Source organism: Massilia glaciei, from assembly GCF_003011895.2.
In the GTDB taxonomy this organism is placed as follows: Bacteria; Pseudomonadota; Gammaproteobacteria; order Burkholderiales; family Burkholderiaceae_D; genus Telluria_A; species Telluria_A glaciei.
Map to the genome: position 1 here is coordinate 25,366 of NZ_PXWF02000312.1, position 14,055 is coordinate 39,420.

At 66.8% G+C, this 14,055-nt stretch carries 10 protein-coding genes; 3 read left to right on the top strand and 7 right to left on the bottom strand.

Features of this window, described 5'->3' with window-relative positions; all coding sequences use genetic code 11:
• Window positions 1-42 precede the first annotated feature (42 nt).
• Complete coding sequence (locus tag C7C56_RS24695) at window positions 43-2,811, top strand: TonB-dependent receptor (protein WP_106760007.1); 2,769 nt, start codon at window positions 43-45, stop codon at window positions 2,809-2,811.
• 214 nt (window positions 2,812-3,025) lie between these two features.
• Window positions 3,026-4,099, top strand: coding sequence for an ornithine cyclodeaminase (ocd, locus tag C7C56_RS24700; protein WP_106760008.1), 1,074 nt, complete (start codon window positions 3,026-3,028; stop codon window positions 4,097-4,099).
• Window positions 4,100-4,764: 665 nt separating this feature from the next.
• Here the strand turns inward: ocd and C7C56_RS24705 are convergent.
• From C7C56_RS24705 to hisD, 4 genes are read right to left on the bottom strand one after another with little or no spacing between them, the layout of a single operon-like run.
• On the bottom strand, window positions 4,765-5,469 hold the full coding sequence (locus C7C56_RS24705) for an alpha/beta fold hydrolase (protein ID WP_181373344.1): 705 nt from the start codon (window positions 5,467-5,469) through the stop codon (window positions 4,765-4,767).
• The gene (locus C7C56_RS24710) at window positions 5,466-6,449 is read right to left on the bottom strand and encodes a cupin domain-containing protein (RefSeq protein ID WP_106760010.1); all 984 of its coding nucleotides are present in this window, start codon (window positions 6,447-6,449) and stop codon (window positions 5,466-5,468) included. Before C7C56_RS24710 ends, C7C56_RS24705 begins: the two co-directional genes overlap by 4 nt.
• A 17-nt stretch (window positions 6,450-6,466) precedes the next feature.
• Window positions 6,467-7,231 (bottom strand): SDR family NAD(P)-dependent oxidoreductase, encoded by a 765-nt coding sequence (locus tag C7C56_RS24715; RefSeq protein WP_106760011.1) that lies wholly within the window; start codon window positions 7,229-7,231, stop codon window positions 6,467-6,469.
• Window positions 7,228-8,505 (bottom strand): histidinol dehydrogenase, encoded by a 1,278-nt coding sequence (hisD, locus tag C7C56_RS24720; protein WP_106760012.1) that lies wholly within the window; start codon window positions 8,503-8,505, stop codon window positions 7,228-7,230. Before hisD ends, C7C56_RS24715 begins: the two co-directional genes overlap by 4 nt.
• Window positions 8,506-8,952: 447 nt before the next feature.
• Between hisD and C7C56_RS24725 the strand changes: the two genes are divergently transcribed.
• Window positions 8,953-10,299 carry a glycoside hydrolase family 1 protein gene (locus C7C56_RS24725; protein ID WP_106760013.1) on the top strand — a complete coding sequence of 449 codons (1,347 nt, stop codon included), beginning with the start codon at window positions 8,953-8,955 and terminating at the stop codon, window positions 10,297-10,299.
• 61 nt (window positions 10,300-10,360) lie between these two features.
• Here the strand turns inward: C7C56_RS24725 and C7C56_RS24730 are convergent, their stop codons facing one another.
• The 3 genes from C7C56_RS24730 to C7C56_RS30405 form a co-directional block, all read right to left on the bottom strand.
• Complete coding sequence (locus tag C7C56_RS24730; RefSeq protein ID WP_106760014.1) at window positions 10,361-11,125, bottom strand: HpcH/HpaI aldolase family protein; 765 nt, start codon at window positions 11,123-11,125, stop codon at window positions 10,361-10,363.
• Between the two features lie 506 nt (window positions 11,126-11,631).
• Window positions 11,632-12,999 (bottom strand): proprotein convertase P-domain-containing protein, encoded by a 1,368-nt coding sequence (locus tag C7C56_RS30400; RefSeq protein ID WP_219933223.1) that lies wholly within the window; start codon window positions 12,997-12,999, stop codon window positions 11,632-11,634.
• On the bottom strand, window positions 12,891-14,055 hold a 1,165-nt coding region (locus tag C7C56_RS30405), incomplete at its 5' end, for a S8 family serine peptidase (RefSeq protein WP_219933224.1). The genes C7C56_RS30405 and C7C56_RS30400, both read right to left, overlap by 109 nt.

Consider the following 14,055-nt stretch of genomic DNA (forward strand, 5'->3'; position numbering starts at 1 on the left):
TTGAGTGGCCATCCGGTCACCGTCTTTAAGGGGATATCTAAAATGAAAAAATCGAAAAATTCGAAGCAACTGAGGAAGCTCATCTGGACCACCGTTCCATTCTGTCTGTTCCCGGCGGCGTCTTTTGCCCAGGCGGCAGAGGAGGCCCCGAAGAAGGTCGAGGCCCCGACGAAGGTCGCGGCCGCGAAGGCCGCCGAAAGCGACACGGGGGTGGCCGTCGTCACCGTCACCGCGCAGCGCCGCTCCGAGTCCGTGCAAAAGGTGCCGCTGTCGATTTCGGCGCTGACCGGTGATCAGCTCAAGAATGCCAACGTCACCACCGTCGACCGCCTCGAGCAGCTCATGCCCGGCGTGCGCATGGGGCGCTCCGGATCCGACCTGCGCCCGGCGATGCGCGGCACCTATACCGAGAACGTGGCGGCCAATGGCGACCCGCGCTTCGGCATCTACGTCGACGACATCTACCAGTCGCGCACCAGCCAGGTGCCGCCGATCGTCGATCTGGCGCGCGTCGAGGTGCAAAAGGGCCCGCAGGGCACGCTTTACGGACGCAACAGCTTTGGCGGCAACATCGTGTTCCACTCCGCCCAGCCGAAGGATTATTTCGAAGGCGGCGTCGATACGATGATCGGCAATAACGGCCAGAAGCGGCTCGAAGGCTTCGTCAATGTCCCCATCAACGAGACGGTGGCGCTGCGGCTCGCCGGACTGGTCGAAAAGTCGGACGGCTACGTCAAGAACATCGGCACCGGCGGCGACCTCGGCAGCGAGGACCAGAAATTCATCCGCGGCACGCTGCGCATCGCGCCGTCGTCGATGCCCGGGCTCGAGGTGCTGTTGCGCGCCTCGTATCTGGATCTCGGCGGTCAGGGCCTGGGTGGCTTCGGCTACAAGTTCCTTGGCACCCTGATCGATCCGAGCCTGATCCGGGCCCCCGGACAATCGCTGACCTATAACGGCGCCACCTATGCCTTCCCGAACGGCTTCAACGGCAATAGCTGGACCGGCGTGGGCATGCCCTACGACGCGCGTTACCGCGACGGCATCGCCGATGTCAACGGCGCCGACGTCGGCATTCCGACGCTGGCCGATCCCTACACCGTGAACTTCGCGGGCGACGCCTTCCGCAAGGGCTCGCAGCAGCAGTATGGCGCCACCATCAACCTCGACGTCGGCAACGTGCGCCTGCGCTCGATCACCGGCTACAGCGATTTCGACATCATCCGCACCGCCGGCAGCCTCACGCCGGTGCTGTTGAACTATTCGTACGGGGGGACGACGTCCAAAACGTTCACGCAGGAACTGCAGATTCTGTCGAACAACAGCGCCAGTCCGCTGCAATGGATCGCCGGCGCCTACTACTTCGACGACACCAACCGCGACCTCAGCGTCACCAACCAGAACCGCAGCTACGTCACGGCGACCGCGCCGGCGGGACAGCAGTATTATCCCTTCGACTTCAACCAGATGCCTTCCGGCGCCGGCTTCAACCAGACTTTCGCGTGGGACGGTTTTAGCACGCAGGAGCAAAACACCCGCTCGCTCGCCGCCTACGGCCAGCTGTCTTACACCTTCTTCGACAAGCTCACGCTGACCTCCGGTGTGCGCCACACCAGCGACAAGAAGGAACTGAAGACATCGCGCTTCAACGCCAGTCCAACCGGTCCCGGCGCGTACCTGGTCCACGGCATCAACGACCCGATCGATTACACCTGCGGCGGCTTCATCGCGGCCAACCCGGCCTCGGTGTCGGCCACGCCGACGGACAAGGCCTACAACTTCGTCTGCGGCAGCAACACCGAAAAATACATATCCCACCGCCAGGCCGTCGATTACAAGTTCGACCGCGACCACATGGTCTATGCCAGCTACTCGACCGGCACCCATGCGGGTGGCTTCAACAGCGGGCCGGTGACGATCGCCGGCGTTCCCACCTTGTTGTCGTTCGCGCCGGAGAAGGTCACGGCGATCGAATTCGGGACCAAGAACGCGTTCTTGAACAACCGCCTGACGCTCAACGCGGCCGTGTTCCGGAATGACTACCGCGATCTGCAGGCGCAGACCTCGATCCCCAATCCGAATGCGCCGCTGACCAGCGTGATCGCGCTCGTCCAGAACATCGGCAAGGACCGCGCCTACGGCCTCGACCTCGATGCCGTGTTCCGGCCGACCAAGACCTTCCGCGCCAATCTTTCGTACAACTGGCTCGACGCGAAAGAGATCGACTACGCCGTCAACACGTTCAACTATGGTGGGGCGGCCGGCCTGTGCGGCGTCACGCCCAGCTGCATCCCGGCGACGGGCGAGGCGAATGCGGTGCAAGGCACGCCGTTCCCCAATCCGCGCACCGATCCGAACCGGTTCATTCCCGTGGTCGACGCCCAGGGCATGCCGGTGGTCACCGGCGGCGTTCCGCAATACCGCTACGTGATCGCCGGGGTCGGGCGCGACGGGACCAGGTACACCGGGCCGAAGGCTTTCTCGCCCAAGCATACGCTCCAGATCGGCCTTGCCCATGACTTCTCGCTGGGCAATGCGGGCACGCTGACGCCGGAGATCCAGACCTACTACAACTCGGGCTACATCCTCACCGACCTGACGCCCAATTTTGGCAAGAACGACGCCTACACCAAGACCGACTTGCGCCTGACTTACCGGACCGCTGATCACAAGATCACGGTGCAGGCATTCGTCAACAACGTCGAGGACGAGGCGATCATCACCCGGGCCGTGTATTCCAGCCATCGGTCGCTGCTGGCGAACTACGCGCCAGGCCGGACTTATGGCATCACCGCCGGCTACAGGTTTTGATGTGAACGACTCCTAGGCAACACCAATGCCGGGAGCGCCCCGCGCGGGCGCTCCCGGCGCGCAGCGACAAGCAATACTGGATGCAGTGGTCGATGCGTCAGGTCCCGCCACGCCGTCCAGGCGTGCATCGGGCGCCGCTTGGCGGCGTTGCCGCGCCTCGTTTGCGGGCGCAACGCGATATTCCTCCATTCATCACACAACGAAGCTCTTCATCATGAACAATTACGCCGTCAATCAATTCTCCACCACTGGCACGCTCTATCTGAGCGCGCCCGAAGCCGCGCTGCTGGTGCGCAAAGTCGGGCTCGAGGTCTCGCTTCGGAGCATCGCGGCCAATATCCGCGAGGACTTTTCGCGCTGGCCCGATTTCGACAAATCGGCGCGCGTGGCCAGCCACTCCGAGTTCGGCGTGATCGAGCTGATGCCCGTCTCGGACGACCACCGCTACGCCTTCAAGTATGTCAACGGCCACCCGCGCAACACGGGCCTGGGCCTGTCCACCGTGATGGCCTTCGGCGTCTATGCCGACGTCGACACCGGCTCGCCGCTGTTGCTCTCGGAACTCACCATCACCACGGCGCTGCGCACCGCCGCCATGTCCGCTCTCGCCGCGCAATCGCTGGCGCGGCCCGACAGCCGCGTCATGGCGCTGATCGGCAATGGCGCGCAAAGCGAGTTCCAGGCGCTCGCATTCAAGTACCTGGTCGGCATCGACACGCTGCGGCTCTACGATGTCGACCCCGATGCCACCGCAAAACTGGTGGCCAACCTGCGCCCTTTCGGCCTGGCCATCGTAATGTGCGGCAGCGCCGCCGAGGCCGCGCGCGGCGCCGACATCATCACCACCGTGACCGCCGACAAGACGCAGGCGATCATCCTCACGCCGGACATGGTGGAACCGGGCGTGCACATCAATGCCGTCGGCGGCGACTGCCCCGGCAAGACAGAATTGCACGCCGACATCCTCACGCGCGCGAACGTGTTCGTCGAATACGCCCCGCAATCGCGCATCGAGGGCGAGATCCAGCAGATGCCGGCCGACTTCGCGGTCACGGAGTTGTGGCAGGTGTTCACCGGCCAGGCCGCCGCGCGCACGTCAGCCACGGAAGTGACCGTATTCGATTCGGTCGGCTTCGCGCTCGAGGATTTCTCGGCGCTGCGCTTCATGTACGACAGCGCCGAGGCGCACGGCTTCGGCCAGCGCATCGCCTTGATCCCGTCGCTGGACGACCCGAAGGACTTGTTCTCGACAGTCGCGGTGATGCAAGACGAAGCTGTCACTTGCTGAGTCGATCATTCGGGTAGCCGGGGTGCGCGCAAAGAGCGGTGGGCGGCATGCCGGCTGAACTGGCCCCGTATTCCGGCCGTGCCGCGCGCATCGCCTTGGCCCGGGCCTTCGAGGTCGTCCAGCAGCTTGCGCGGCGTGGCCGCGCGGCGCCGTCCTGCGCCTGCTGCATTCCGGGCAGCGATGCCGCCGATTGCGCATGCGCCTGGGCCACAAAGGCGGAAGCGCCGATCGCGGTGGTACGGGGGGCTTGGTTGAAGGCCGGGTTGCCGTCGCGGACTTGCTAATGCTAATCCTGGTATCGAGGTCGCTCTAGAAATCGAGCGAAAAGAGCCGAAACATTAAAAACCAACATCGTCCCTGCATGCACGCACTGCTCTCCAGATAATTTTCTTGACATTGCACCACTGCAAAAACTGGGGTCTACGCTGTAGAAATCGAGAAGCTGCATTCATCGATGAAATAGCCAACGTCATCCTCGCTTTCGCGGGGATGACGTTGATTTTTGGTATCTAAGTCCCCTGCGATACGATTTCTGAAACGATAGTGACCGATTCAGCGCATCGCCATGTCAAGGTTTTCATTCCGGACAGCAGTGTGCATGCACGAAAACGATGTTGGTTTGCTTGTTTGAGGGGGGGGGCGGCGCCGGTTCCGCCGCGCTTCTTTCAATGCAGAGATGCCAGCCAGTTGCGCAAGGCCTGTGCCGACTCGGCCGCTTGTTCGAGCGGCGCCAGGTGTCCCGCCCGCTCCAGCGCGACGCCGCTGCCGCGCTGCAGCAAGCCCGCCATGCGCAGGTGGCCGTCGGGAGGGCAAACCCGGTCCGCGCTGCCATACGCCACCAGCACGGGGACGTCGATCCCGGGCAGGATGGGCCAGGAATCGGCGCGTCCGGCCAGGGCGTCCGACTGGTCCGCGAAGACCTCGACGCCGGCGCTGACCGCCATCGCCGCCACGGTCGATGTGAATGGCTCGCGCCCGGCCGCGCCCGGCGCCAGGTATGCCGGCGCCAGCCTCTCGCGCGCGAGACGCTCGATCCCGTCGCGGCCCGCCAGTTCCATCTGGCCCGCGCGCGCCTGGCGCCGCTCGGGCGTGTCGGGTCCGGGATTGGTGCCGAACAGGGCGAGGCCATCGAGCCGGTGCGGCGCCTGGCGCCACATCTCGAGGGCGACGATACCGCCCATCGACAGGCCGACCGGCAGCAAGGGCCCGGACACGGCCTCGAGCACCCGCGTCGCCATGGCCGCGATGCTGTCGTCCCGCGGGTAGTTCCAGTCAATGCAGGGGTAGTCGGCGCGCAACGAAAGGTACACCGCTTGCCACACGCGCGAATCACACAGCGACCCCGGCAAAAAAACCAGGGTCGGGGTCATGGCGTGGCCGGATTGGTCGCCACGATGAACAGCTCGGCGCCGGTCAGCGCCCGCAACTGGCGCCGCATAGCCGACGGTACCGTGAATGTGTCGCCCGCCCTCAGGGTCACTTCATCCCCCGCGTCGTTGCTCCATGAGACTTCGCCGGCCTGCACCAGCAGCACTTCGGGCCCGCTGCGCGTGTACAGCGGGGTGGCCGCGCCGGCGTCGAAGGACAGCTTGCGCAGGCCGAAATGGTGCGGCGGCGCGATCTGCGCCTGCGCGCCGTCCGCCTCGCTGTTGCTGATGACGACGGTTTCGCGGTTCGCCCCGGCGCCGAGGAAGGCGCCCGGCATGGGCTGCGCCGCCGCGCCGCGCGCCACGTTGAGCGACATTTCGGACGCGAGGGGCGCGCGGATGTGCGCGATCTCGCCGCGCGGGGATGGATGGACGACGGCCGCGCCGGCGGGGATCTGCTCGCCCTCGGTGGTGTCGATCAGGCGTCCGCTCTCGAGCAGCACCAGCCCGTAGCCGGCCGCCTTCTCGATGACGTGCGGGGCCCAGTGGACGCGGCCGGGATCGTCCCCGCCCAGCACCGCGAACATGAAGCCCATGCCGTCGCCCACGTTTTCGAAACCGCGGAACACATCGGTCGGAATCGAGATCGTGTCGCCCGGTACCAGGAAGACTTCGCCCGCGTCGCCATGTTCGCCCCAGAAAAACCGCCAGCGCCCGGTGTGGATGACGAATACCTCGGCCGTCGTGTGGCTGTGCAGCGAATTGGTGCAGCCGGGCGGCTGGCGCGCCGCGCCGATGTTGAAGCCGTGCGGCTCGGTGATGTGCACATGCTGGTGCGGATTTTCGGCGACGCCGGGGCCGATGATGGTGAAATTCTCCTTCTGGTCGCTGCCCGGGCTGCGCGCATCGATGAAGGCGTTGGTGCAGGGGCGCAGTTCTTCGTAGCGTACCAGGCGCTCGCGCAGGGAGGGGGAAAGTGGCACGGTGGATCCTTTACTGTTCAAGCGAGTGGGCGTCCGCCGTCGACGGCGATGACGGTGCCCGTGGAAAATGTGAGGTGGGTGGCCACGGCGGAGATGGCGCGCGCGATCTCCTCCGGCTCGGCCAGCCGTTGTAAGGGCGTGCGCGCGGCCTGGCTGTCGCGCCAGGCGGCGTCCATGCCGCGCACGAAATCGGTGTCGACCAGGCCGGGCGCCACCGAAACCACCCGGATCGCCGGCGCCAGCGCGCGCGCGAGCGACTTGGTCATGTTGTCGAGCGCCGCCTTGGAGGCGCAGTACATGATGTTGCTGCCCATGGCGGACGAGGCGGCGATCGACGAGATGTTGACCACCAGGCCGTCGCGGTTGGCGCACAGCAGCGGGCGCAGGGCCCGCACCGCGGCCAGCGGCCCGCGCACATTGGTCGCCAGGATGTCGTCGATCAGGGCGTCGTCGAGCCCATCGAGGTCCGCGTGTTCGACGAAGCGCGTGGTCCCGGCGCAATTGACCAGGATATCGAGGCGGCCGGCGGTGGCGGCGATCTGCCCGGCCAGCGTGGCCAGGGCGGCGCTGTCGGTGACGGGCGCCGCGGCGGCCAGATGGCCGCGCTCGGGGCAGGGCAGGGCCGCGGCCACGGCGCGGGCGGCGTCGGCCGAACGGTGGTAGCCGACGTAGACCTGCGCGCCCCCGCTGGCCAGCTCATGGCAAATCGCCCGGCCCAGGCCGCCGGCGCCGCCCGTCACCAGGGCGACCTTGCCGGCGAGCGGCAAGTGTTGGCCTGTCATTTGGACATCCGCCGCACGCGGATATCGGCCTGCTCCTTGTGGCCGGCGAAGTGCTCCAGCGCGCACAGGCGCGAACAGTATTGGCCGATCATGACCGACGCCTCGTCGGTCAGCACGCGCTGGTAGGTGTGGGTCTTGATGAACTTGCCGACCCACAGGCCGCCCGTGTAGCGTCCCGCGCCGTTGGTGGGCAGGGTGTGGTTGGTGCCGATGACCTTGTCGCCGTACGAGACATTGGTGCGGTGGCCCAGAAAGGCGGCGCCGTAGTTGGTCATGCGCGCGAGGAACCAGTCCGGGTCGCGCGTCATCACCTGCACGTGCTCGGAGCAGATGCGCTCGGACTCGGCCAGCATCTCCTCGTCGCTGTCGCACAGGATGATCTGCCCGTACTCGTTCCAGGCCACGCTGGCGACGTCGCGCGTGGACAGGCGCTCGAGCACCTTCTCGATCTGGCCGGGCAGCTCGGCGGCCAGCTTGGCGCTGGTGGTCACGCACACCGCCGGCGAATTCGGTCCGTGCTCGGCCTGGCCGAGCAAGTCGACGGCGACCAGTTCGGCGTCGACCGTGTCGTCGCAGATGACCATGGTTTCGGTGGGGCCGGCGAACAGGTCGATGCCGACCCGGCCGAACAGCTGGCGCTTGGCCTCGGCCACGTAGGCGTTGCCGGGGCCGACCAAAAAGTCGACCGGCTCGACGCTGTCGGTGCCCAGCGCCATCATGGCGACCGCCTGCACGCCGCCGACGACATAAATCTCGTCGGCGCCGGCCATGGCCATCGCGGCCACGATGGCGGCGGCCGGTTTGCCCTGGTAGGGCGGGGCGCAGGCGATGACGCGCTTGACGCCCGCCACCTTGGCCGTCAGCACCCCCATGTGCGCGGACGCGAGCAGCGGATATTTGCCGCCCGGGACATAGCAGCCGACGGAGTTCATGGGGATGTTGCGGTGGCCGAGCACCACGCCGGGCAGGGTTTCGACCTCGACGTCGCGCATCGACAGCATCTGGACCTGGGCGAAGCGCTTGATCTGGGCCTGCGCGAAGCGGATGTCGTCGAGCGCCTGGGCCGGCAGCGAGGCGATGCATTCGTCGATCTGGGCCTGGGTCAGGCGCAGCGACTCGGGTGCCCATTTGTCGAATTTTTCGGAGTATTCGCGCACGGCGGCGTCGCCGCGCGTTTCGATGTCGCTCAGGATGGCGGTGACCGTGGCCTGCACCTGGTTGTCGATGTCGCGCTTTTGGTCTGCTGGCTTGCCCTGCTTGAGGTACCGGATCATTCTGGCTGCTCCCGATGTGGTTGGGTTGGTTGAGTTGGTAGGGCCTATTATTCGCCGAACTGACTTCGAATGCAAACAATTTTTTGCGCAGCTTCTTTGGTAATCATCGAGGATCCTGTTTCTATGGTTGGAATTTTGTCACAAAAGAATGCATTCGCAGTCTTGGCGATCAAGGGGGGGGCGCGCCACATGGCGGCCTGTCGGAGTTGCCGGTTGCCCGTCCCGATGCGCTAGCCCGTGCCAGCGCTTGTCGAGCGCGGGAGCCAGCTGCTGGCCCGGCGTCCGAACTGCGGGCAGCAAGCCGCTGGCGTTCAACGTGTTTTGTTGACTTCGGATGCAATTTTATGTTCATTTTTTTGTTTCTGCGTTGTATATTAAAGATGAGATACACATACGCATCCGCAGTCAAACAAGGGCCGCGCCGACAGCGGGGCCAGAAAGGCAGCCATGAGCACATCACGCAGGCAGGTCATCGGAGGTTTTGGGGCGGCACTCATCGCGGGCCAGGGGTTCGCCTCCTCGGCCGCGCCGGGCAAGGCCTCCGCCTCCGCCAAACAGGCCTGGCCGGCCGGCTTTGTCTGGGGGGTGGCCACCGCCGCCCACCAGATCGAGGGCAATAACGTCAACAGCGACTACTGGGTGCTCGAGCACGCGCGCGGGAGCAAATTCAAGGACCAGTCCGGCGACGCCTGCGACAGCTGGAACCGCTGGCGCGAGGACGTGGACCTGGTGCATGGCATGGGCTTGACGGCGTACCGGTTTTCGGTCGAATGGGCGCGCATCGAGCCGGAGCGGGGCCACTTTTCGGAAGCCGCGCTGGGCCACTACCGGCGCATGTGTCTGCGCTGCCGCGAAGTGGGCATCATGCCGATCGTCACCTTCCACCATTTTACCAGCCCGCGCTGGGTGGCCGTGATGGGTGGTTTCGAGAACCCGGCGGTGGCCAGCCTGTTCGCCCGCTACTGCGAGCGGACCGCGCGCGCGCTCGGCGACCTGATCGGGGCCGCCTGCACCATGAACGAACCGAACGCGCAGGTGACCTCTTACGTCATGCGCGGCTACCAGCCGTATCCCGGCGAGGCGAACGTGGCCGCCGAAGCGGCGCGCTCGCTCGGCGCCGAGCGCTTCGCGGCCTACTTCCTGGGCGATGCGTTGAAGGCGCGCGATGGCTGCCTCAAGGCCCACGTGCTGGCGACGCAGGCGATCAAGTCGGTCGTGCCCGGGCTGAAGGTCGGCCTCACGCTAGCGCTGCAGGATTTGCTGCCCGGCCCAGGCGGCGCCGAGCTGCACCGGCGCGTTTTCGACGAGGCGCGGGGCCCGTTCTACGAGGCCGCCGGCGCCGACGACTTCGTCGGCGTGCAGCCGTATATGCGCCTGCGCACGGGGCCGGACGGCTACCTGCCGGCGCCGGCGGGGGTGCCGCTCAACCGCTACGGCGCCGATGCCTCGCCCGACGTGCTCGGCGCGGTGGTGCGCGAGGCGCACCGCCATTGCAAGGCGCCGATCCTGGTCTCCGAGCATGGCATCGACACCATCGACGACCGCCAAAGGAGCGTCCATCTCGAAGCCTCGGTGGCGGTGCTCGCCCAATGCGTGGCCGAGGGCCTGCCGGTGCTCGGCTACCTTCACTGGAGCCTGCTCGACAATTTCGAGTGGAGCTCGGGCTACGAGCCGCGGTTTGGACTGGTCGCGGTCGACCGGAAGAGCTTTGTGCGCACCCCGAAGCCGAGCGCGAAGGCGTTTCGGGACATCGTGGCCGGCGCCGGCGCCAAGCGTGGGCGCAATCGTATGTGAGGCGGGCGCCGCGCGGCATCGACCGGCGCGGCACCGCGCGGGCGGCGCGGGCGGCTGGCCGTCAGGCCGGCGCCGCGATCTTGCTCATCAGGGCGCGCGCGCCATCGATCATGAACTGCTGGTCCGAGGCCAGCAGAAACAGGGTGGCGCCTTTGCGCTGCCAGTCGGCGCAGTTTTCGCCGCCCGGCACAAACATGCCCACCGCCTTGCCGTGACGCCGTCCGGCCGCGCAAATTTGATCAACCGCGTCGATCACGATCGGGGCGAGCGGACTGGTCGCGCCCAGCGATAGTGTCAGGTCCATGCGGCCGACGAACAGGCAGTCGATGCCCTTGGTGGCGGCGATCGCATCGAGATTGGGCAGCGCTTCGCGGTCTTCGATCTGGGCAATGACCGTGGTGGTGGCGGCGCTGTCGCGCAGATGCTGAGCCATCGTTTTGGTGGTGTAGCCCGCGGCCCGGCTCGATCCGGCGTAACCCCGACCGCCATTGCCATAATGCGATAGTCGCACGCCTTCGGCCGCCTGCTCGCCGGTGATCACATGCGGCAGTACCACGCCCGTGGCGCCGGAGTCGAGCGCAGTTAGGATCTCGCCGGCGGTGCCGGTCTGGACCCGCACCAGCGCCGGCATGCCGGCGGCGCGCAAGGCCGCCAGGCAGCTGTCGAGTTCCATGCGCCCGAACGGGGCGTGTTCTGCGTCGATGCACACGCACGCGAGCGGCGTAAGTCCCAGCACCTCGCACACGATGGCAGACGGTGTTTTGAGGAAGGTGCCCATCATCGGTTCGCCATGGCGCAGGCGCTCTCGGAAATTCGGGGTGGTCATGTTTGATCCTCGCAGGGTCGGGTTAATAGTGGCGGTTCACCTAAGTATATCTGATCGGCATGCAATGGAGTGCATTCGACTGCAACCAGAGAAAATGCCATTGCGCTCGATTTTTCATCAAGATTTAGGCGAAAGTCATTCGGGGAATAACACCCATGTGCGGGAATTTGAAAATTCGAATGCAATACCGTGGAGCGGGGCGCCGGCAGGAACCCAATCAGCGCCGGAAGCAACAAGATCAGTGCCGTCACTGCTGCCCGATGCGCAGTGAGTGTATAGGGATTAAGGTGGTGTTGAAGCAATAAAGCGGTGTCCCGACCGTCGACGCCCCTGGTTTTCGAACCTCTCCAGACTGCCAGCGAGGCGTAGCGGCGCCCACATTAGGCATGGCGGGCGGCGGCGCCACCAGTATGGGGCCGCAACGCTCCGGCTCCCGGGGTCGTTGGTTTTGACGATATGTTCCGCTTCAACCGCGAACCCAGCCCCGCAAACCATGGTGCCCAAGATCAGTCGTTGAGATCGATGTCCAGGCTCCAGCTGTTGAGCTTGCCGACATCGCGCGTGGCCAGATCGCTCACCTGAAGGCGCACCGTCCCCTGCATCGGCTTGCCCCGCAAGGCGGCCAGGTCCGGCAGGGACGCCGAGCTGTAGGTCTGGATCAGCTTGGCGCCATCGCCGCCGCTTCGGTCGTGCAGCGGCACGCCGATGCCAGACGGCGGGACCAGGCTGACCTTGAGGTCGCCGATATGGCTGTGGGTGATGTCGAGCTTGACCGCGATATGGGCCAGCCGCCCGCCGTCGGCCATGTCGAGCTGGCGTTCGACAGCCTGCCGGTCGGGGATGTTGACGCCCGCGTCGTCCCGCAGCCGCACGGTGCGCTCGGCACGTGGTGTGACGGTGATGTCCCAGCTGCGCAACACGCCACTGTCGGCCGGCGCCAGGTCCTGCACGAGCAAGGTCCAGGCGCCCTCGACGGGATCGCCCGCCAACCCGGCCAGCGCCGGCGTGGTGGCGGGTGAATAACGCTTGCGCAGCTGCGCGCCGCGCGCGCCTTCGCGCTCATGCAGGACGATGGCCCGGCCGCGCGGGCTGATCAGGGAAACGCGCAAGTCCCCCACATAGCTGTGCGCGATGTCGACGTTGACGGCGAGCGTGCCCACCACTTGCCGGCCGCCCAGGCGGATCTCGCTGCGCACGCCGGGGCTTTGGTTGTCGGAGATCGGCAGGTTGGGCGCGGCGCCGCCGTGCAGGACGGGCCCCCCGGGCGGGGCGGCGCCCAGCGCGATCGCGGCCGCCACGGCGGCGGCCGCGTCGACCCGGCCGTGTCCGAACCAGGGACTCCAGCTGCCGTCGGCCAGCCCGATGTCGCTGAAGTCGCCCGTGTCGAAAGGGGCGATCGGCGACACGTCCCATTGTTCGGGATGGGGGTCGTAGCTGGCCGGCGGCGTGCGCGGGTAGCCGCGTTGGTCGAGCTGCTTCGAGGCGCTGCGCTTGAGCACGGAGATGACCTGCGCCGCGCTCAGCTGCGCGTTGGCGGAGATGGCCAGCGCGGCGATGCCCGCCACCAGCGGCGTCGCGCTCGAGGTGCCGCCGAAGTCGGCCGTCGTGCCGCCCGGCGCGCCGGTCGTGGTGGTGATGCCGAGGCCGGGCACGGTCATGCGGCCGTATTCGTGGCTATTGCTCGACGGCGCGCTCAGCGCGATGCCGCTGCCGTAGTTTGAATAATGGCTGCGCTGGGCATTGCTGGCCAGCGCGGCGATGTGCATCACGCCGTCGAGGTCCGCCAGGTTGTGCCGGAATTGGCGCGCGGTGCGCACACCGACCCAGCTGCGGGTGCCGTCGGCGTTGAAGCGCCAGCCGTGGTCGAAGGGCACGTCGACCGTGGCGGTGTGTTGGATCGGACAATTCCCGTTGCCCGCGCCCACAGGAAAACGATGCCCTTGCCGCGGCGTCCCCCGGCGGCCGACAGCTCGGCAATGCGCCTGAGGACCTGCTGCGCGTGCTCCGCCCTGGGACTCATGCCCCAGGAGTTGGACATGACATCGACCTTGTCGGCCAGGAAGTCGATCGCCGTGCGCAATTTGGAGTCGCTGATGAACAGCGACTGGCCCGACGACTCCCATTGGATCGGCAGCAGCCGGCAGCCGGGCGCGGCCCCGACCGTCAGCACGGCATCGGCCTCGCCCGCGATGACCCCGGCGCATGAGGTGCCGTGGTTGGCCCCGTTCTTGTACATCTGCGCGGGATCGGCGTCGATGTCGCCGCGCGCCACCAGGCGCTCGCCACGGAAGTAGCCCCAGCCGGCGAATTTGCCGGGCGAGTCGAAATCGGGATGCGACAGCTTGCAACCATCGTCGGTCACGCCGACGACGACATCGGCATCGCCGTAGTGGTCGAGCAGGCGCCATGCGGCCTCGCAATTGGTGGAGGCGCGGTGGTCGAAGGCGGGATCGGCGATGTCGTGCAAATGCCATTGCTGCGCGTAGGCCGGGTCGGACGGGATGGCCAACTGGTAGGTCTGCGCGCGGTAGTTCAGGTCGTTCTCGGCCATGTCGACGAGCCGCTCGCGCTCGGTCAGTTCGACCACCAGCGCCACCGCGTCCATGCCGGTGTGGAGCGTGAGCTGGAACAGGCCCTCGCGCTCGCTGTACATCTGGCGCTTGACCAGGCCGTAGCGGCCGGCGAACAGGTCGAGTTCCTGCGCCGAGGGCGGCTGCCTGAAGGTGACGAAGATGCGGCCGGTGGCGAGGAATTCCTCGCCGGTGTCGGCGGTGTAATACGACGGCGCGGTGCTCGCGTGCGCGCCGGCGCCGGCCTTGGCGGCGTCGAGCGCGCCGGCCGGCGCGCGCACGCGCGCCGAGTTTGGCGAGAGCGCCTCGGCGTCGGCGACGCCGAGGCGCGCGAGACGGTCGGGGGGGGGGGGGGGGCGC

Coding starts and splice junctions, on each gene's coding strand:
- C7C56_RS24725 (WP_106760013.1), top strand. CDS start 8,953: ATGAGCACATCACGCAGGCAGGTCATCGGAGGTTTTGGGGCGGCACTC.
- C7C56_RS24715 (WP_106760011.1), bottom strand. CDS start 7,231: ATGACAGGCCAACACTTGCCGCTCGCCGGCAAGGTCGCCCTGGTGACG.
- C7C56_RS24730 (WP_106760014.1), bottom strand. CDS start 11,125: ATGACCACCCCGAATTTCCGAGAGCGCCTGCGCCATGGCGAACCGATG.
- C7C56_RS24695 (WP_106760007.1), top strand. CDS start 43: ATGAAAAAATCGAAAAATTCGAAGCAACTGAGGAAGCTCATCTGGACC.
- C7C56_RS24705 (WP_181373344.1), bottom strand. CDS start 5,469: ATGACCCCGACCCTGGTTTTTTTGCCGGGGTCGCTGTGTGATTCGCGC.
- ocd (WP_106760008.1), top strand. CDS start 3,026: ATGAACAATTACGCCGTCAATCAATTCTCCACCACTGGCACGCTCTAT.
- hisD (WP_106760012.1), bottom strand. CDS start 8,505: ATGATCCGGTACCTCAAGCAGGGCAAGCCAGCAGACCAAAAGCGCGAC.